This window comes from Fuerstiella sp. (genome assembly GCA_022447225.1).
In the GTDB taxonomy this organism is placed as follows: Bacteria; Planctomycetota; Planctomycetia; order Planctomycetales; family Planctomycetaceae; genus S139-18.
The window spans coordinates 476,064-496,984 of record JAKVAZ010000006.1 but is presented as its reverse complement, the minus strand read 5'-3'; the positions used below and the strand labels follow the sequence as shown (position 1 = coordinate 496,984).

General features: G+C 53.6%; 13 protein-coding genes. 10 read left to right on the top strand and 3 right to left on the bottom strand.

Features of this window, described 5'->3' with window-relative positions; translation table 11 throughout:
• The first annotated feature begins 23 nt into the window (after positions 1-23).
• The 3 genes from MK110_06415 to MK110_06405 all read left to right on the top strand — a co-directional run bounded on the left by MK110_06415 (position 24) and on the right by MK110_06405 (position 5,857).
• Entirely contained in the window at positions 24-2,864 is a 2,841-nt protein-coding gene (locus MK110_06415; protein MCH2210917.1) for a sulfatase-like hydrolase/transferase, read from the top strand.
• Positions 2,865-3,095: 231 nt separating this feature from the next.
• Positions 3,096-3,878, top strand: a complete 783-nt coding sequence (locus tag MK110_06410) for an SDR family oxidoreductase (GenBank protein ID MCH2210916.1) — start codon at positions 3,096-3,098, stop codon at positions 3,876-3,878.
• A gap of 896 nt (positions 3,879-4,774) precedes the next feature.
• Complete coding sequence (locus tag MK110_06405) at positions 4,775-5,857, top strand: MBL fold metallo-hydrolase (protein MCH2210915.1); 1,083 nt, start codon at positions 4,775-4,777, stop codon at positions 5,855-5,857.
• 135 nt (positions 5,858-5,992) lie between these two features.
• On the opposite strand, the gene MK110_06400 is transcribed toward MK110_06405, so the two are convergent.
• Positions 5,993-7,297, bottom strand: a complete 1,305-nt coding sequence (locus MK110_06400; GenBank protein MCH2210914.1) for an Nramp family divalent metal transporter — start codon at positions 7,295-7,297, stop codon at positions 5,993-5,995.
• A 401-nt stretch (positions 7,298-7,698) separates the two neighbouring features.
• On the opposite strand from MK110_06400, the gene MK110_06395 reads away from it, so the two are divergent.
• The 6 genes from MK110_06395 to MK110_06370 all read left to right on the top strand — a co-directional run bounded on the left by MK110_06395 (position 7,699) and on the right by MK110_06370 (position 15,438).
• Positions 7,699-8,550, top strand: coding sequence for an aldolase/citrate lyase family protein (locus MK110_06395; protein MCH2210913.1), 852 nt, complete (start codon positions 7,699-7,701; stop codon positions 8,548-8,550).
• 35 nt (positions 8,551-8,585) lie between these two features.
• On the top strand, positions 8,586-8,855 hold the full coding sequence (locus MK110_06390) for a hypothetical protein (GenBank protein ID MCH2210912.1): 270 nt from the start codon (positions 8,586-8,588) through the stop codon (positions 8,853-8,855).
• Between the two features lie 181 nt (positions 8,856-9,036).
• The gene (locus MK110_06385; protein ID MCH2210911.1) at positions 9,037-9,462 is read left to right on the top strand and encodes a DUF309 domain-containing protein; all 426 of its coding nucleotides are present in this window, start codon (positions 9,037-9,039) and stop codon (positions 9,460-9,462) included.
• A 2-nt stretch (positions 9,463-9,464) separates the two neighbouring features.
• Positions 9,465-10,745, top strand: a complete 1,281-nt coding sequence (locus tag MK110_06380) for a fuconate dehydratase (GenBank protein ID MCH2210910.1) — start codon at positions 9,465-9,467, stop codon at positions 10,743-10,745.
• 300 nt (positions 10,746-11,045) lie between these two features.
• Positions 11,046-13,544 carry an excinuclease ABC subunit UvrA gene (locus tag MK110_06375; protein MCH2210909.1) on the top strand — a complete coding sequence of 833 codons (2,499 nt, stop codon included), beginning with the start codon at positions 11,046-11,048 and terminating at the stop codon, positions 13,542-13,544.
• A 325-nt stretch (positions 13,545-13,869) separates the two neighbouring features.
• Positions 13,870-15,438, top strand: a complete 1,569-nt coding sequence (locus tag MK110_06370) for an alkaline phosphatase D family protein (GenBank protein ID MCH2210908.1) — start codon at positions 13,870-13,872, stop codon at positions 15,436-15,438.
• A 168-nt stretch (positions 15,439-15,606) separates the two neighbouring features.
• Here MK110_06370 and MK110_06365 read toward each other — a convergent pair whose 3' ends face one another.
• Entirely contained in the window at positions 15,607-16,332 is a 726-nt protein-coding gene (locus tag MK110_06365; protein MCH2210907.1) for a hypothetical protein, read from the bottom strand.
• A gap of 232 nt (positions 16,333-16,564) precedes the next feature.
• Entirely contained in the window at positions 16,565-17,746 is a 1,182-nt protein-coding gene (locus MK110_06360) for an aminotransferase class V-fold PLP-dependent enzyme (GenBank protein ID MCH2210906.1), read from the bottom strand.
• Between the two features lie 73 nt (positions 17,747-17,819).
• Here MK110_06360 and MK110_06355 point away from each other — a divergent pair, with 73 nt between their 5' ends.
• Entirely contained in the window at positions 17,820-20,516 is a 2,697-nt protein-coding gene (locus tag MK110_06355; protein ID MCH2210905.1) for a DEAD/DEAH box helicase, read from the top strand.
• The last annotated feature ends 405 nt before the right edge of the window (positions 20,517-20,921 follow it).

The window sequence follows — 20,921 nt, the reverse complement described above, 5'->3', positions numbered from 1 at the left end:
GGTTCACGTTTGAAAGTCGTCTGATGCAGCGAATGAAGATGATGTCCGTTGTAACTGCAGCACTGGCTTTGTCGTACTGTCACGATCACTCTGCAGCTGACTCTGAACGTCCGAATTTTATTGTCATCAGCATTGACGATCTTGGTTACGGTGATATCGGGCCATTTGGAAACACTGTTAACCGGACCCCGAACCTTGATCGTCTGGCAATGGAAGGTTGCCGGCTGACGTGTTTTTATGCCGCTCCCGTTTGTTCGCCGTCTCGTGCCTCACTGATGACCGGATGTTATCCGAAACGAGTATTGAGTATTCCAAACGTGTTGTTTCCCGGTGAGGATACGGGGCTTGCTGCGGGTGAGATCACCATCGCTGAACTGCTCAAAGATCGGGGATATGCAACCGGAATCATTGGCAAATGGCATTTGGGTGACCAGCCGGAATTTCTGCCGACTCGACAGGGGTTTGACTACTTCTACGGACTTCCTTATTCAAACGATATGGGACCGGCGACAGATGGTGCCAGGAGCAATGCCGGACAGCCCCTGCCGTCAGCGGACAGAAATTCCCGTGGTGCGCAGCCGCCGCTTCCGCTGTTGCGCAATGAAACGGTACTGCAGAGCGTTCTTCCTGATGACCAGCACGCGATCGTTGAACGGTACACCCAGGAAGCTGTGTCATTTCTCTGGAATCACCGCGACGAGCCCTTCTTTCTCTACTTCCCGCATTCAGCCGTACATTTTCCGCTCTATCCCGGCAAACGGTTCCAGGGAAAATCACAGCACGGGCTGTTTGGTGACTGGGTCGAAGAAGTCGACTGGAGCGTGGGACAGGTTCTGGAAACAATTCGACAGCTTGGATTATCCGATAGCACACTGGTCCTCTTTACATCTGACAATGGTGGCCATCTGCGCCACGGAGCAGTCAATTTCCCGCTACGTGGCGGTAAGGGCACCACGTTTGAAGGTGGTGTTCGAGTCCCTGCGATTGCATGGTGGCCAGGACAGATCTCCCCCGGCAGTGTTGTGGGTGAGGTCACAGGAACCATGGACATCCTTCCCACACTGGTCAGTCTGGCAGGCGGAAATCTACCTGCCGACCGCAAAATCGACGGTCGGGATATCATGCCCGTTCTTGCCGGGCATGAGAATGCTCAGCCTCCGCATGAAACTTTTTTCTATTACCGAGGTCTCAGTCTGAAGGCATTGCGGAACGGGCCCTGGAAGCTGCACCTGGAATCGGAAGAACTCTACAATCTGGATGATGACATCTCGGAATCAACAAACGTTGCCTTGATGCACCGCGATATCGTTACACGGCTGCGAAAAATCGCTGAGGCGACAGACAGCGATCTGGGGCAGGCAGGGACGGGGGCAGGTTGTCGTCCGCTCGGCCGGGTCCAGGCGGCACAGCCGTTAATAGCTCATGACGGCACGGTGAGAGAAGGTTTTGAGAAACCGCTGATTCATGCCGGTCAGGGGATTATGGTTGGTGAAGTCACTTCGTCATCAGCGGTTGTCCAGGTCCGCCTCACGCATTCAGATCATTTGCTGGACGGTGATTTGCCGGGGCTTGCGGGAATTGTTGAGTTTTCTCTATGTTCTGCAGACAGTGCTGATGTTGTTACACGGATGATCAACACGTCCGATGAACAGGACTTCATTGCGAGGACCTGGTTTAACGGATTGCGACCGGGTGTCGATTATGTGTGCAAAACGCGAATCGGAACGGTCAGGAATGAACTGTATCCTGGACCGCAAGCTTCATTTCGCACGTTGTACGGAGTCGGTCGATCACAGTCCCTGAATTTTGTGGTTGTCACCGGGATGAATCACCGTGAATTCCACGGGGACGATCCGAGCCGTCTTAGTCGGCCTGTTCAGGTGAGTCCAGGACTGCCGGTGGAATACGCTGGTCCCGACAGGCATCTTGGTTACCCGTCACTGGACACCATCCGTCGTCTGAATCCCCTTTTCTTTGTGGGAACCGGTGACAACATCTATTACGACTTTCCGTCAGGAAAATTTCGTGCGCAGTCGTTGACGGAGATGCGCCAAAAATGGCATGAACAGTTTGTGCAGGCCCGGTATCATCAATTATTTGCAGTGGTGCCGACGTACTGGATGATCGACGATCATGATTATCGTCTCGACGACTGTGATAACAGTGGTGACTATGATCCGTCACCGGAACTGGGGCATCGTGTGATGCTGGAGCAGTTGCCGTATGGTCCCTCGGGTGACGACAGCCTGAAAACGTATCGCACTCACCGGGTCAGCAAAGATCTTCAGGTTTGGTTTCCGGAAAATCGACTGCATCGAAGTCCCAACAGCATCGCGGATGGTCCCGGAAAAACGATTTGGGGGGTCGAACAAAAATCCTGGCTGAAAAAGACTCTGTTAGACAGCGATGCTACATTCAAACTGCTGGTTTCACCTACGCCCATGATTGGCCCGGACGACAAACGCAAGACGGACAATCACACCAACGTCGGAGGATTTCGCCATGAGCGTGATGAATTTTTCCGGTGGCTGAGTGAGACAGGGGTTGCCGAAGATTTTTTTCTGGTGTGCGGAGACCGACACTGGCAGTATCATTCGGTGCACCCGACAGGAATTGAAGAATTCTCCTGCGGGGCGCTCGTGGACGCCAACTCACGACTCGGTCGTCAGCCCGGAGATCCGGAATCAACGGATCCCAACGGTTTAATCAGGCAGCCGTATACACAGACGGTGGCTTCGGGTGGATTTCTTGAGATCGAATGTTCACCGGACGCCGCTGATGAACAGACGTCACTTCGCTTCCGTTTTCGGGATGAGCGTGGAGTGATTTTGTACGAACACGTTCGGCGGCAATCCGAACCGTGACGGAGAACCGGGAATGAAGTCAGGCTGAAACTGTTGACGGGCTCGCCTGTTGATACAAACCTTCCGTGTCAAATATTCGACGCAGGAAATTTACAGGAACACAGTGTCCAGAGCGCTCAACGCTCGTTATACCACGCGGTCGTTGCGGTGCGATCAGGCGATGTTCGCACAACACCACCGTACCGTTGTACCCCGACAGTTGCTGTCTGTTGAAACATACGAGGATGCGCAATGAGTACACTGAGTGGCCATGTTGTGATTGTGACGGGGGCAGGTTCGGGGATTGGGAAAGAGACCGCACTGCTGGCCGCCCGGGAGGGGGCCAGTGTGGTGGTGGCTGAAGTCGATCCCGAAAAAGGAATGGCTGCGGACAATGAAATTCTGGAATCCGGGGGGCAATCGATATTCATCAAGACAGATGTTGCCGACGAGGTTTGTGTTGCTGCAATGGTCGCACAGACACTGGAGGCGTTTGGCCGCGTCGATTCTCTGGTCAACAATGCGGGGATCGATCTTGAAGGTCCCACGACGTCCTTTAGCCAGGAAAACTGGAAGCGGGTGATCGACGTCAATCTGGGTGGAACGTTTTTATGCAGCCGAGCGTGTCTGCCGGCGCTGCGCAGGCAGGGAGGGTCCATCGTGAACATAGCCTCTGTTCATGCCAGTTTCGGTTTTGCCGGTGCCGCTGCGTATGATGCCAGCAAAGGAGGCATGGTCTCACTCACCCGTTCACTGGCAGTCGAAAATGCACCCGATCAGGTGCGCGTCAACGCCATCTGTCCGGGATACATTGACACACCCCTGTGGGAGAATTTTCTGGCTCAGGAATCTGATCCGGAGAGAATTGATCGAATCACGCGAGTGAGTCATCCGTTGCGTCGGAGAGGGACGCCACTGGACATTGCCCAAGCTGTGCGGTTCCTGATTTCAAACGAATCGACCTGGATTACAGGAAGCACTCTTGTGGTCGATGGTGGGATGGGAGCCCAGTTTTTTCAGAGAGCCTTCGACTGAATCCCGATTCCAACTGTTCAGCCCGTACGGCAGCGTTGACTGGATGAATCGATATTCACGATGGACTTTTTGATCGAGTTACAGACAGTGGAACGGTGGCCGTTACCGGCCGTCGGATATTATGGAGAGCCCCGGTTCGGCTTGCGCACCGGTTAGTCGGACATAGATCCTGAAACCTGGACTGCTGCCTGTTTGAGTCGTTCAGTTGTCGAATCGGAGCCTCATCATTACAGCGTCAGCAGCAGGCCTCGTTTTTCCGTATTGCAGACAAAGAAATTTTGACAGATACCACAGTCGGCCGGGGGAAGTGTCGAGGCTTTGTGGAAAGCTTCCGGCGTTCTTCATCGGAGAGTCGGGTGATGTCGGGGCCGTCGATGTGAAAGCAGGCCGGCGCGAAGCGGTTACGGTTGTGAATTGATTCTGAAAGGTGTTTGGTTTTGCTGTCGTGGATGAATGGTTCATTGCTGAAAAATCAGTGTTCTTCTCGTCTCTCCACCATTTGTTGAGTTCTTCGACTGGCCGCAGTCCTCATTGTTCAGGGGCATGAATAGTGATTGGGCCGAGGGTGAAGTCAGGAGTGAATTCGGCAAACTGCTTGATGTCACAAAACAATAACCGTTTGTTAACGGTCTGCAATCTGGCTGATATGAGCAGGTTCGTTTTCGTCTGCGCACGGCAAACTTCGTGATATTTCAACGCTGTGACGGATCAGTCGATTGGTCAGGTTCCTAACCGGCCGTCCGGTATACCAGGAGTCGGCTATTTAGCAGTGCCATTGATGGAATTCATCTGAAGCAAAGGATGAATTCGCAGTATTTCGGTGGTATGCTCAGTAACCGGCACTGTTTAACATTGTACGTGGACTGATATTAATTCTCACTCTATGAAATCCCGCTATGCCTGCGATTACTTTCCTGTTTTCGTTTCGACTCGCTCAAATTTCCGGAGTTGCGGCAGCGATGCTGGCGTTCCTTGTGATGTGGATGCCGTCTGTGTCCGGGGCGGACACGGATGGTCGTCTGGACATCTACTTTATTGATGTCGAGGGCGGTGCCTGTACACTTTTTGTGTCACCGTCGGGAGAATCGCTGATCATCGATTCGGGTTACCCGGATAACAATGGCCGTGATCTCAACCGGATTCTGCACGTGGTCCGTGATGTGGCAGGGGTGAACGAAGTCGACCACGCGGCCGTGACACACTGGCATCTTGATCACTACGGTAACCACGCCGCACTGTCGACCAAAATCAGAATCAACAACTTTTGGGATCGTGGTATCCCGGATGTACTGTCGGAGGATGCCCAGTTTGTGACTCGGGTCGCTAACTATCGATCTGCGTCGCAGAATGCATCAATGTCCCTGAAGGCTGGTGACAGCCTGCCTTTGAAATCAGGCAAGACGCCGTACGGGATTCGAATCCTGACAGCAAGTCGTGAAGTGATCTCAAATAATGGCAAGCCTAATCCTTATGCAGATCTACATGTGCCGCAGGCGGAGGACACGACTGATAACGCAGCCAGTCTCAGTTTCCTGCTGACGTTTGGTGAATTTCGATTTCTTTGTTGTGGTGATCTGACATGGAACATCGAAGCAAAATTGATGATGCCGAACAATCCGATTGGTCAGGTGGATATGTTTATGGTCACTCATCACGGATTGCCTTCGAGCAATAACCCTGTGCTGGTTCGGGCCATTGATCCACGGGTAGCTGTTATGTGTAACGGGCCGACCAAGGGCGGTGCTGAAGGAGTGATCCGCACATTGCGGGAGTGCGAATCTCTGGAGACGCTTTATCAGCTGCATCGCAATGTCAAGCTCGAGCCAGGGTTACAAACACCGCCAAGTTTTATTGCCAATTCCGGTCCAACTCAGGGGTGCCAGGGGGTGTGGATCAAGGCGAGTGTCGCGCCGGGAGGCAGGGAATACACCGTGCAGATCGGCCCCGAAGGCAAACCGCGTCAGTACCTTTCTCGCTAAAGGTCTGTCGCGCTAACAGCTCCTTAACAATCAATCCTGCCCCGGTTTCGAGGTTGCGGACAAAAGCCGCATGGTTTCCCTGGGCCACCACATGATGCCGTTAAACGTTATTGCGGTTAGTGGATGCTGCTGCGATCACAGCGACGACAAGAGTGACTCAATTGATTTGTATCCGCCCCAGACCGCGAGAACAAATAATCCGCCCATCACGAGGTTTTCCCACCAGCGATTCTTATATTTGCTGCCAATATACGGAGCCTTGGCTGTGATACACCACAAGCCGCCGGCAATTAAAGGCAACAGTACAACCTGAGCGCTGTTAGCCACCAGAGTCAGCTTGACGAATCCGGGCATTCCGGGAACGGTCCAGATGAGTGGTGAAATCAGACACCATAGAGCGATCCAGCGATACACCGGATGCTCACGGTAGCCCGCCTGTGTGTGGTTCCCTTCGGCACCCTGCCATCTCATCAGGGCGTGCGTCCCGAGATAACCGAGGCCCATCGCGTGGCCAACCAGCGAGGTATAGACCGCGGAGAACACTCCAAGGTAGAACAGTACACGCCCGTTTGGACCCAGAATTTTACTCAACAGTCGCGGCAGATCGTCCATTTTTTCGATGGTCTCTCCCTTGGGATGGAGCAGTTCAGCACCCAGTGTCCATACCGCCAGATTGAGCAGGATCATAACGAACACCGCCAGGAGAAAGTCATAAAGCTGGACGCGTCGAAACTGCGGGCCGCGCCACCCCTTGGCATCCAGAAAATATGGATAGACCAGATTCATCAGAGAGCCACCGACAGCGCCGATCATTGCGGTTGCAACAAGCCACGGATTAAATTCGCCGGCCTGATCCGGAAGCTCCATGCGGTATAATCCCTGCACGATGCCTTCAGGACTGGGCCCAATCCAGATGGCTGTTCCCAGGAACGATACGGACAACAGCGCAAGAAAAACCTTGAAGCTGTTTTCGATGCGGCTGTACGCTGGCTGGAAGATCAACACCACAGCAATGCCATTCCACAGGACGGCCCAATGCCAGACCTCGCCGAGACCAGTGACGTTGCGACACGCTTCGCCGACTCCAACGGTCATGTACGATCCGTAGACGTGTCCCATTACCACAGCAGACAGCAGGAGCCCCGGTGCGTACCATGGATGTAATCGAACGAGGCCATCAAGGACCCCTTCCGAATGCTGATTACACAACTGGTACTTGGCAATCAACGAGACAAACAGAAATCGCATGACGACCGCGAGAACAAGTACCCACATCAGTGAGTAGCCATAGTTGCTGCCGGCAACGCCCATGTCGACGATATCACCCGCTCCCAGCCAGGTCAGCACGACGACGATTCCCGGTCCAAACGACCGCATGTATTCAGAAAATGTGCGAGGTGGCTCTCCTGCTGTTTGTTCGTTCGTGGATGAATTCGTCATTTCGAACTTCTTCCGGAATCGTATAAGGACGGTGGGGGCAGTGTTTGTTCAGTGATTTTGAACCACAGTATTAAGTGCCGGCACATTCTTAGACCGGTCAGTGCAGAACATTTAAGCTGCATGCTTCTGAACCGACAACCTGTTCGACTGATTTAGCGAGATTGTCGTAACTTGCAACTCAGTCAGGTGAACGATCGGCAGCCGGCAAAACAAACGCAGCCATCCCGCTGTATTCAGGCTGTGTGAACAACTCAGGCTGCAGTGGATGTCATTCAATCCATGTCAGAAAACGCTGAATCGGTTGCGGAATGGCCTTCAGATGGCGAGGATCGGCAGCCGCCGGACAATACGACATACTACGTGGTGGTTTTTGAAGACAGACTCGAACGGAGCAATTTTAGATGGCGAAATCAAAAACCGGAGCAATGCGAAATCGCAGCACTTCTCCGACCCGTCAACCCGGACGTGATCTCAAACAGGCATTGAGCAGCGACCGGGTGCTGGTTGGTGGAATACTCACCGAATATGCTCGACCGTCACTGGTCAAGCTGTATGTACAGGCTGGCTTTGACTTTCTTTACATCGAATACGAGCATGGATTCTTCGATCCAACGACACTGGCGGACACTGTTTTGTGTGCTCGGGACAACGGTCTGCCGGTGATTGCCAAGACACCGCAACTGGAACGAGCCGAAGTTGCAAAATTACTTGAATGCGGTGTGGTCGGCATTCAGCTTCCCAGAACCGAAAGTCGCGCCGAAATTGAGACACTTCGAAGCTATGTCAAATTTCCACCTGCCGGGACGCGGGCGATTGCCCCGGGCTATGGAAGCAGTGGCTATCTCCAGCCACCCGACTGGAAGACGTGGATGGCTGAACAGGACGAAGAAACTGCAATCGTCGTTCACATTGAAACTCGTCGGGCTTATGAGAACGCGGAAGAGATTGTCAGCACGCCCGGCGTTGATATGGTTTATGTGGGGCCAGGCGATTTTTCGATTGAAATGGGTCAGCCTGGCGATTACGACCATCCCGACGTAGCCGGACCCATGCAGGAGATCAATGATCTGTGCAGGAAACACAATGTGGCGTTCGGAACCACAGCATCTGACAGTGATGCGGCTCGGCAATGGATCAGTCGGGGAGCACGATTCTTTGAAGCCATCGATGAATTGTCTTTGATCTCAGCGGGCGCAACCAGGCTTGTGGATGAATATCGTGTGATGTCCGGCGAGCAGCAGCCGCAGGCCTGACTCGAACCGGATTGCAGCTGAATCTGGTTCAGCGAATGAAGATGTTCTTGTGGATTCCGGATTGTGTCTTTGCTGAATTACCTGCCGGGCGTCTGGTGTTTTGTGAAGCTCATGCCACCGGTTTTGTTTTCACGGTTCACGACGGGGACTGGGGTGAGCTGAGTTATATGGCAGGTCTTTATTGTATTGCCGTGTCTCAATTGGCACGCTGCTTCATACACCGCTGTTGTTATGGCTGTTGCTTAAAAGGAGACGATAAACCGTTTGAAGTCTACGATTATCGGCGGTTCAATCATGGTTTTTGATCCGGTGATTTGGGACAGATGTGTGGCTGAGGATCTGCAGCATATCAGTCTGTGGAAGGTTTTAATCGTTTCATATCCGTTCTCTGAGGCATGTGCCGGATTAGCGATCCCGCAGACAGCAGACTGTTGTCAATGCTCATAATTCGGCGGGACGCGGGCCGGCAGGGTTGACGGTCATCGGATGACGTTTTACACAGGTCTCGTCGTGTTGTTCGATCCCAATGATCCCCGCATCGACCATGGAATTCGTCTGTTCAACGAACGTGAGTTCTTTGAATGCCACGACGTTTTCGAAGACTTTTGGTCTGAACTTATTGGTCCGGAAAAAACGTTCTTTCACGGACTGATTCACGCTGCCGTTTGTTTGTTCCATTTCGAAGGTGGAAATCTTGGTGGTGCCCGCAGGATGTACGGAAGCTGTGTTGCTTACCTGCAGACATTCGAGCCTGAATTTTGTGGTGTTGACGTCACTGGATTGCTTAAAGATCTGGAATTCTGCCTTGAAGATTTGCTGGCAGCACACGATGGTTATCCTCACGGAGTTACACTACGGTCTTCACGTATCCCGTACATTCGTCGTTCTTCAAAGTCTTCCAACCGCAATTAGTTATGCCCACAACGATTACCGGCTTTGACACATTTGACCTTCGATTTCCCACGTCACAGCATCTGGATGGTTCCGATGCCATGAATCCGGATCCTGATTATTCGGCGGCCTATGTGGTCTTGAAAACGTCGTCTGACCAGCTCAGCGGCCATGGAATGACGTTTACGATTGGACGGGGTAACGAACTGTGTGTGGCGGGAATCCAGTCACTCGCGTCGCTGCTGACCGGAACCACCGTCGAATCGCTGATGGCAGAACCGTTAACTTTGTACCGGAAGATGACCGCAGACAGTCAGTTGCGATGGCTGGGCCCGGAGAAGGGCGTCATTCATTTGGCGGCAGCTGCAGTCATCAATGCGGTCTGGGATCTTTGGTGCCAGATCAATGAACGGCCGCTTTGGCGTCTCATCGCAGAAATGACGCCGGAGCAGATCGCGGCCTGTGTGGACTTTCGTTATCTCACTCAGTGTCTTAACAGGAGCCAGGCAACAGAGATCCTTAACTCGCGAGAAAATGGTAAACAGCAACGAATCGAAGAACTGCTGGAACACGGGTTTCCCAGCTACACCACATCTGCCGGGTGGCTTGGTTACAGTGACGATGATCTCCGGTCCAAATGTGCGGACCTGAAGAATCGCGGCTGGAATCATTTCAAGATCAAAGTGGGCCGCGAACTGGAAGATGATCGGCGACGTTGTGGGCTGCTGCGTTCCGAACTGGGGCCGGAGGCTCGCATGATGGTCGATGCCAATCAGATGTGGGACGTTCCGGAAGCAATCGAATGGATTCAGCAGCTGAAGGAATTCGATCTGTGGTTCGTCGAAGAACCGACTTATCCCGATGACATTCTGGGCCACGCAGAAATCTCCAAGGCCGTTGCACCGGTACGAATCGCAACCGGCGAGATGTGTCATAACCGCATCATGTTTCGGCAGTTCATGGAAGCCGGAGGGATGCAGGTTTGTCAGCTGGACAGCTGCCGTCTGGGGGGGGTCAATGAGGTGCTTGCGGTCATGCTGCTGGCCGAACGATTTGGTATCCCCGTGTGTCCTCACGCCGGTGGGGTGGGCCTGTGCGAGTATGTCCAGCACCTGACAATGATTGACTACATCTGCGTTTCCGGCACTCAGGAGGATCGGATTGCGGAGTATTCTGATCACCTGCACGAGCATTTGCGGCATCCCGTTACGATGAAGAACGGTCGCTACATGCCACCGGAGAATTCCGGATACAGCGTGGAGTTTCTCGATTCAGCGATCAATGAATTTTCGTATTTGCCTTAACAGCAGCGACTGTTGAAACCAGGGAGCAGATGAGTTTACAGACAAAATGGCATTGAGAACGGGGTCTCTGGCGCCGACCGGGCAGCGTTTCCTGCAGCAGCATTCAATTCAGTGCCATAGCCCAGTCTGCAGGTCAATTGCAAAATTCCTGTGTTCTCGAATCTGCCCGTGTTTGAGGTATCAAGCTGTGGCGGATTTGCCAGGTGCCGTTCACTGTTATATCCCGCCACTTGAGTTCGGTCCTTCCCTATTATGCCTCGGAGCGAGAGGCTGAAGCATATCGCATCCGGGAGGGGTAAAATGACACATATCGATCTGGAAGGAGTGCGGGTTCACAACCTTCGCGGGATCAGTGTCCGGATGCCTCATAATGCCGTGATCGTCATCTGTGGTGTCAGTGGTTCAGGAAAAAGCAGCCTGGCGTTCGATACGCTGTATGCGGAAGGGCAACGCCGCTATGTCGAAACATTCTCATCCCACGCTCGACAGTTTCTGAATCAGCTGGAAAGGCCGGACTTCGATCGAATCGAAGGGATTCCACCGGCTATCGCTGTGCGGCAGCAGCGGCGACTTGTGAACGCTCTGAGTACGGTCGGGTCACGAACAGAGATTTTGCGATATCTGCAGCTGCTGTTTGCTCAAACCGGAGTCCGGCACTGTCCTGGGTGCAAAAATTCTTTACGGACCTGGACACCCGACAGTGTGGCGCAGAGTGTAAGCAGTCTCAGTACATCGGCTCGTGCCATGATTGCACTGATACCTCAACCGCAGACACATGTCGACGAGTTCATTCGCCTGGGGTTTACTCGAGGTATTATGAGGCACAGAAGCGTCCGCCTGGAAGACATACCGGCTTCTGTCGATATGACACAGTTGCTGGTTGTTGTTGATCGGGTTCAATGTCGTGATCAGGATCGTGAGCGTATATCGGAAGCAACCCAACAGGCATTCAATCAGGGGGAGGCGTGTCATATTCTGATGGAATCATCAGACGGAGAAATTATGGTGGACGACCGTCGGTATCATCGCACGGTCTATTTTGAATCCTGTTTTTGTCCTGACTGTCAGATTGATTTTCCGCCGGTGACTCAGGATTTGCTGAGTTTTCATACGGCTGCAGGAGCCTGTGCCGAGTGTCAGGGGACCGGCACGGTGGTCAACCAGGTGCTGACGTCGTGTTCGGCGTGTCACGGTACGCGACTCAACCGATTTGGACGGTCTGTGTGGCTGAACGGGGCGAATCTGCCTGAACTGCTGAAGTGCGAATGTGGTGATTTGATTGTCTGGCTCAACAATGTTCAGCAATGTCTGTCAGAAGCGAAATGTCGGTCGTTGGTCACAGTCTTTCAGCAGCTTCGGCGGCGTCTGCAGTTCCTGACGGAGATGGGACTGGGATATCTTTCACTTGACCGCACACTGATGACATTGTCGGGAGGTGAAGCGCGTCGAGTCGTTTTGACCTCTGTGCTGGGCAGCGGTATGACCAATACGCTGTATGTTCTCGATGAACCGACCAGTGGTATGCATGAAACCGACATCGCACACGTGATTGAAGCCATCCGTCGATTGCAGATGTCCGGCAATACGGTTGTGGTTGTTGAGCACGATCTGGATGTGATTCGCAGCGCTGATTTGGTCATTGAGCTGGGGCCTCAGGCCGGTCAGGACGGTGGCGACATTGTTTTCGCGGGACAACCGCGTGCTCTGAGGAATGCAGATACTCATACAGGCCAGGTACTGCGGGAAGCCAATGTCGTTGAAGAGCGGCCACCGCAAACAGGGCAGCCTGATAAAGATGTTAAAGATCGGCACTGGCTTAAGATCAGAAATATACAGTGTCACAACATCCACGGGGCCGATGTGGATCTGCCGCTGCAGAAATTATGCGTGGTGACCGGAGTGAGCGGCAGCGGCAAGAGTTCCCTGATCGTCGATGCCCTGTATCCGGAGTTAAAACGTTTACTGGCAAACGATCTGCATTTCCACGATCCGTTCTGCGAAGTTGCAGACGGAGCTCAGTATCTCGGTGAAGTACAGCTGCTCGAACAAAATCCGTTACAGCGTTCCAGTCGAAGCATACCGGCAACATATCTTGGCGCATTTGATGAGATCCGCAGATTGCTGGCGGGTACACACGAAGCACGCAAACGGAACTTCACGCCCGGAACCTTCAGTTTCAATTCCTCTCAGGGTGGACGCTGTGAGCAGTGTCACGGGCATGGTTCGGTTACGATCGACATGCAGTTTCTTGCTGATGTCGAAGCGACTTGTGAAAACTGCCAGGGGCGTCGATTTCGCGGTGATGTGCTTGAGATTCGATATCGGGATCGTTCTGTGGATGAAGTTCTGGAGATGACTGCCGAAAATGCATTTTTGTTCTTCAGCGGACACCACCGAATCCAGAGAGCATTGAATGGTCTGCGTCAGATTGGTCTCGGTTATCTGAGACTGGGACAGCCGTTGTCGACTCTGTCGGGTGGCGAAGCTCAGCGATTGAGGATTGCAGCACTCCTGGCCGGAGTCCGTGATTCCAGGAAATCGGGAAAAGGGTCGGGAAGCCTGGAGCAGCACGGGGAAACAGGAACGTTATTTATTCTGGATGAACCATCGAACGGCCTGCATGCGCATGATTCAGATCTGTTGATGACCTGCCTGCAGCAGCTGGTTCAGGTCGGTCACACTGTTGTATTGATCGAGCATGACCGGCGTTTAATTCGTCAATGCGATTATCGGATCGAAATGGGTCCGGGAGCGGGAAAGAATGGCGGTCAGGTGATGGGTGCAGCACCGGTGTCATAGAATTTGCTCAACCGTTGGGTTGCCGCGTTCGAGTCGCTTATTTGCTCAGGGATTAGGGGGCGATTTTCGGTATGGTTTTTCCGGGAACATCTGCGCACGGAGGTAATGGTGATTCCAGCGATGACCCGCAGCGGCCGGCCGGTGTTGAGTCGCCTGGGACGCACGGCATTCTATGTCTCGATGTCCGGTCAGCCTGCACCGACCGGACACGGGTGCCCCATGCATTCCAGGTTGTCGTCCGGCGTTCCGTCCAAGCAGGTACCGAACAAGATTGCTATACTGGCAGGTGTTTTGTTTCCTCTGTTTTGAGTGATGCCCTATTCCGATGAACAATCTGCGACCTGTGCTGTTTTTGCTGCTCCCCCTGCTTCTTTGTTTGCCCGTTGCTGCCCAGCATGATCCCGAGCGAAATGCCGTTCGATATATCGCGAGCGGAGCCTTTGACAAAGCGCTGGCGGAACTGGAAAAGGGAGACCGGCCAACCTCCGAGACACACTATGTTCGTATGCTGATCGCTCTGGGGCAGCACCAAACGGACCAGGCCCTACAGCATGCCGGGGATGCGCTGGAAGCCGGTCTTCCTTTCGAACGCCTGGTGGCCGGGCCACGTATGCTGCTGGCCCCACTCTATGGGACCGATCAGTACCGCGAGTGGACCAGGCAAAACAGTTCGCTGCGAATACTACACGGCCCGATGCTCGGCGCGATTCGCAGTGATTCCGCCTTGATCTGGCTACGGACAGCGAAACAGTCATCTGTCCAGGTTCGGGTTATGGATGCACAGAGCAGCAGGCTAATCAGCACGTCTGAGGAAGTGGTTGCCAAACAAGAAAGTGATTTTACGGCCGTGGTCAAACTGACGGGTCTGAAGCAAGATCACGCCTATCGTTACGAGATCCAGATTGATGGCGAGCCGACACCAGTCCCGAACACCCGCTTTCGGACCTATCCGATAAAAGGAACGGCTGCCAGTTTCGCAGTCGGCTTTGGCGGTGGTGCCGGGTTTGTTCCGAAGTGGGAATCTATGTGGGACACGGTACTGGAATCACGGCCGGCCGCCTTCCTGATGCTCGGTGACAACGTTTACATCGATGACCCGACTCATCTGCTGACGAATCACTATTGTTATTATCGCCGCCAGTCCCGGCCCGAGTGGCGGCGCTTCACTGCGACCACCGGTATGTACTCGATCTACGATGACCATGATTTCGGACTGAACGACTGTGTGCCGGGTGCTGAGATCGAGAAGCCGGTCTGGAAACGGACGGTCTGGAATACCTTCCGGCAAAACTGGGTCAACGCTTCCTATGGCGGCGGCGAAAACCAACCGGGGTGCTGGCAGGATTTCACGATTGGTGATGTGCATTTCATTCTGCTTGACGGCCGCTATTACCGTAGCCGTGAGGGAGAACCGACAATGCTCGGCTCGGCACAGAAAAAATGGCTGCTTGAAACTCTCGCCGGCTCAAAGGGGACCTTCAAGGTGCTTGCCTCACCGGTCCCGTGGACCGCCGGAGTCAAGCCGGGCAGCCGGGACACCTGGGACGGTTACGCCAAGGAACGTGAAGAGATTTTTTCTTTCGTGGAAACAAAGAAAATAAACGGTCTGTTTCTCGTCGCGGCGGATCGACACCGGACGGACCTGCGAGTGACCTCGCGACCCGGGGGCTATGACCTTTACGAGCTGGAAAGTTCCAGACTGACCAACCGTCACACTCACGATGTGGTGAAAACACCCGGGCTGATCTGGGGCTACAACAAGATGTGCTCCTTTGCACTGATGCGATTTGATACAACCATTGCGGACCCCACCGTGACTTTCGAAGCGATCTCAATTGACGGTGAGAAGATTCACACTCACCAGCTCAGGCTGAGCCAGCTGACCCGTAAGTAAACCAGTGAAAAATTTGAACAGGGATCATCCACACTGAAGAAGCGGACACTCACGTTTCCTGCCAGCATGATTATGCACCTTTCGAGGGGCATCTTCGCCGGTGTTTGGTGACGTTTTTTCATGGCAGGAATCTGACCGCCCGGGGCGCGGGAAATCTGCAGTCTGTGATCATCTCAGAACCAGAAACATGGCGACGACTGCCAGGAGGGCTCCCCATCGAGCCGGCACGGTTACGGGTTCTTTCCAGATGAAATGGGCTGAAAGCTGGTCCATTACCACAACCGTACATCCAACGGCAGGAAAAAAGACAGTTCCGGGGATTTGGCGGAGTGCCAGTAGGATGACAACCAATGCCATCAGATTCAGGAGTCCAATGATGGCCCCCATTTGAAGTTCCTGACGCGTTGGTTTCCCGGAACACAGCAGCACGGCGATCGAACCCAATGTTCCCGCAGTCGCTCCGACAAAAAACAGAACACTAAGCAATACGTTATCCAGGCCGGCATAATGCACCCATCGCAGACACGAATTGCTCAGCCCCTGGGCACAAAACACCAGTGGAATGAGACACAGGGAAATCCTGGTACTGGTATGCGTGATCGCTGGTGCTCCACGTGCCATCAGGCCAAGGGCGATTAGCGCCGAACCGATCCCTGCGGCCTGAAGCAGGCTGATCTGTTCACCCCAGATCTGCACACTCAGAATCACAGGGATTACCACGGCCAGGCGAAATGCTGTCAACACGGGAGCCACGCTCAGCAATCGCAGGGCTGTCGTCATGATGAACATAGAACAAACAAAGACGGTTCCTGTGATCATTCCGACCCGAACTGTGGCAGTCGTCATGTCAAATCCGCTGCCACACAGATGAAACACTCCTAGGGCAATTGCCATCGTGACATAGTTTGTTGAAAATACGACGGGGGCCGAGTAACCCTTCTTTTGCGAGAATTTGAAAAGCTGAGCAAACCCAAATTCACCGAGACAGGCCAAACACAACCAAAACACTTTTGTTCACCGTTTATAAAATTGTTGAATCACACTCTCGGAAAATCACCGGAACCGTATGTCGGTTGAGTGAATGCCATTGTGAGTGAGTTCGGGCGCCGGTACCACCGTTGCTGTCTCACTTGTTCGTATCAGACAACGCATCTGCGAACTGCCGTACGTCGTTTGAATTGTTGTACAGGTGGGGGCTGATCCGCACGTGGTCGTGCTTCAGACTGACTGTGATGTTGTGTCGTCGCAGTTGGCGAATCAGCACGATCGTTTCCAGCTGTGGATGTGTGAAGGTCAAAATGCCCGACTGAACCTGCCTGGGCCGGTTTGCGCATTCCAGTCCGGCAGTACGTATCGCCTCATTGAATTGACTGCGCACGGTCAGCAGGTGTTCGGCGCGGCTTGTTGCAGGGATTTCTCTGAGGAGTCGCAGGCTGGCATGCAGTCCCGTGAGTCCAAAAGTGTTGTGCATTCCCGATTCAAAACGAGTCGCAGTGTTACTCAGTGTCAGTTCCTTTGCCCCAAACTGCAGAGGATTCACTGCACTGGCCCAGCCGGGGCGAGTGATCTCAAGGCGATTCTGCTGATTTCGTCGAACGACAAGGATTCCGGCGCCATCCGGACCCAGCAGCCATTTTCGGCTGTCGGCGACCAGTACGTCGATATTGTCGGCATCCATATCGATCGGAAACACACCAAGGGCCTGAATGGCATCCAGTACCAGCAGGGCACCGTGTCGGTGAGCGACTTCCGCCAGTTGTGCCGGTTCACGCCGAACGCCTGTGGAATAGTCGACCCAGCTGCAGGTGACGATACGTGTCTTGGAATCACATGCTTTGTCCAGCGAAGCGAGGAACTGTTGCGGATCATCAGGAGCATTTACCTGGCGGACTTCAACGCCTCGACGCTTCAGATTCAGCCACGGGAATCGATTGCTGGGAAATTCTCCGGCGGAAAGGACGACGTTGTCTCCCTCCTGCCAGTGAAATCCTTCCGCCACGGTTCCTGCGGCATCTGCCGTATTTGCAACGAATGCGACTTCATCTTCGTGGCCTCCGATGAGTTCTGCCATTAGCCTGCGTGTTCGCTGGACTGTCTTTTGCCAGAGATTCCAGTGACGAATCCCGTGTGTAGCCGCGCTTAGAATTCGGCTGGACATTGCATCGACTGTAGGGCTTGGCAGGACACCGGCTGCCGCGTGGTCCAAATACAGGCCTGGCTCGTTGACGATCGGCATCAGTCCCCGGAGTTCTTCCAGATTGCTGATTGGTTGCGTCAGATACTGGTGGAAGTCAGACGAAATACCCACAGTCGAAACCTTGAGACGTGAAGAATTAGTGTTTGTGCGACTTTGTTTGAAGTCCGTTTGCTGACAGCATACCGTGTCCCGGCCGATTGAAAGCTATCCCCATTACCTGACAGGCTGCGAAAATCGCGTCATGGATGCAGAAATTCCGTCGTCGGAAGAGATTGCTCTTAACTATCTCGACCAATTGCCCTGGGAGCCTTATCCATTTCAGGAGCAGGCGATTTTGGCGTGGTTTGAAGGCGAGGACGGAATTCTTGTTTGTGCTCCTACCGGCACGGGTAAAACGGTCATCGCCGAAACAGCGCTTTACGAAGCACTCGTCACAGGACGGCGAGCCTACTACACGACTCCACTGATTGCGCTCACGGAACAGAAATTTCATGAGTTGCAGGAATCGGCTGAAAGGTGGGGATTTTCACGTGATGACGTGGGACTCGTCACCGGCAATCGGCGCGTGAACCCGGATGCACGAATTCTGGTTGTGGTTGCCGAAATTCTGCTCAATCGATTACTGACGCCCGAGGAATTCCCGTTTGACGATGTCTCTGCCGTGGTGATGGACGAGTTTCACAGCTTCAATGATCCGGAGCGAGGTATTGTGTGGGAGCTGTCGCTGGGCATGCTTCCGAGTTCAACCCGCGTGCTGTTGATCAGCGCCACGGTGGGAAATGCTCCGGAATTTGTCGCGTGGCTCGGACAACAGCACCGCCGTCGGCTGCGTCTGTTGCAGAGCGACGAGCGTCGCGTCCCTCTGGATTTTCGCTGGGTACCCGATCAGCTCCTTTCCGAGCATCTGGAATTGATGGCCGAGGGCAATGAACAGGCGCGGTATACCCCCGGTTTGGTGTTTTGTTTTAATCGGGCCGAATGCTGGAGTGTTGCGGAACAGCTGAAAGGAAAACGCCTGCTGGCCGACGGACAACAGGATCAGTTGGTCAGCGCTCTGGATGAGCATGACTGGTCGATCGGAGCCGGGGGTAAACTTCGCCAGATTCTTCTCCGTGGAGTTGGAGTTCACCATGCCGGAATTCTGCCGCGTTATCGACGGATTGTCGAAGATCTGTTTCAGAAAAAACTGCTGTCGATTTGTGTTTGTACGGAGACACTGGCAGCCGGTATCAATCTTCCGGCGCGATCCGTCGTAATGGTCAGTCTGCTCAAAGGTCCTTTCGGAAAGCTGAAAGTCATCGATGCCAGTTCGGGACATCAGATGTTTGGGCGAGCGGGCCGACCTCAATTCGACAGCCGTGGCTACGTATTTGCCGTTGCCCATGAAGATGATGTTCGGATCTTTCGCTGGCAGGAGAAGTATGATGCGATTCCTGCCGACTCGAAGGACCCGATGATTTTGCGGGCGAAGAAGAAGCTCAAAAAGAAAATGCCCAAACGACGTGACGGGCAGCAGTACTGGTCCGAGAAACAATTTGTCACCCTGCAGCACGCCGCTCCGGCGAAACTGGCCAGCAAGGGACGTTTTCCCTGGCGGTTGCTGGCATTCCTGATTCGGAAATCAGGCACTGTTCAGGACTTACTCGACGCCGTGTACAGGCGTTTGCTGGACCCGACTCAGAAGGAAGCCGCGATTCGTCGACTTAGACATATGCTGCTGACTCTGGATGCAGGTGGCTTCATCAAACTGGAACCCCCGCCCCCTTCAGACGGTGATTCCATGCAGTTTCGTGTCAGTGCGGCTTTCGCGACTGCTCCACTGCTGACGGCCGATGTGACGGAAACAGAATCGATCTGGCTCTCACGAGGCGATGACGTCAGTACCGGAGAGGAAGAGCAGGACGCCGCCACAGATCCAGTTCCGGATGAATTTGCCTCCGGATTGATGGAAGAGGATGACAATGAATCTTCGAGTGTTGAGGAGTCGGAGCAGAATTCTGAATCTGAAGTGCAACCAGTCAAAGCAGAAGAGGAGGAAGTTGAATCAGCAGGTGTTGTCGGATTGTTCGGACAGTTACTTGCTGAAGCCCGCACATCAGCAGGAACAGCAGGCAGTGATGTGAATCCGCAGGTCACCAACGAATCTGACTCGGTCAAGTCTGCGGAACCGGACAATCAACCCCTCGACGAATATGACCCTCGCTATGCCATCGCAACAGAATCGCTGGATCTGCTGTTCAACTTTCGCAGTATCAACGCGATTTTCGGTATCTTTCTAGCTGAACACCTGCACCGGGCGAATTACGAGGAACGATTGTTGCTGTTGGAAGGTGCGCTGGACATGCCTCGATCCGTGGCTTCGAAAGTACGCGTTCCATTTCCGGAGCATATGCCGCCGGGGCCCATGGCGACCAGTTGGCTGACTCCTCTGTTGCTGTCCAGCGGGCTTGCGACTCAGGAGGATATTACGGGCTATCGTGACGAAGAAAGCGGTCGCCGAATTCCTCCTCTGGACCTGGCGGTTCAGATGCAGATGTTGTTTCGTTCCGAATTTCCCGCGGCCAGTGACGCTCGTTGCTCAGCCGTATGGTGTGTCGGTGACCTGTTGACTTTTGGCGGGGACTTTAACAAGTACGTTCGTGCGCGAGATCTGACGAAACAGGAAGGTGTGATCTTTCGTCATTGTCTGCGGATGATTCTGTTGTGTGGAGAATTTGCCTGCGTCCAGCCGCCCGGGATTGCTCCCGCGGAATGGCAGCGTGACCTTGCCGACCTCGCCAGTCGACTGACGAAAAGCTGTCGTGCCGTTGATCCGTCCAGTACTGATGAGACGCTCACGACTTTGGAACTTCGACAACAGGAAACAGAGATTTCACTGTAGTTGAATCGATGCTGTCAGTATTCACAACGTGGCTGACCTCGCCAGTTTCAGGCGGATTTGAGCTGGCCAGACGCTTGAATACCATAGTCACTGCAATTGCGAATGTGGATGTAGAAACAGCGCAGAGTAAAACGAAGACAGCTGTGCCGCAGTCGGTGCTCTTTGCTGTTTTGGCGAATCGTGCGGAATGTCTTGTAACCAGTCCAGGGATCAGTCGGTCAATAAATTACATTGATTTCTTCAACCCCTGACCGGATGCCTTGCGGTAAGTCTTAAGAGTCTCAATTTTATTGCTGTTTGTCAGAGATTCTGTGATTTCATCAATCAGATCCGGATCCAGGTCGATGTCTCACATTCCTGTTGCTCGCTGGTTGCTATTGGCCGTCTGAATTTGGAATTCACGAT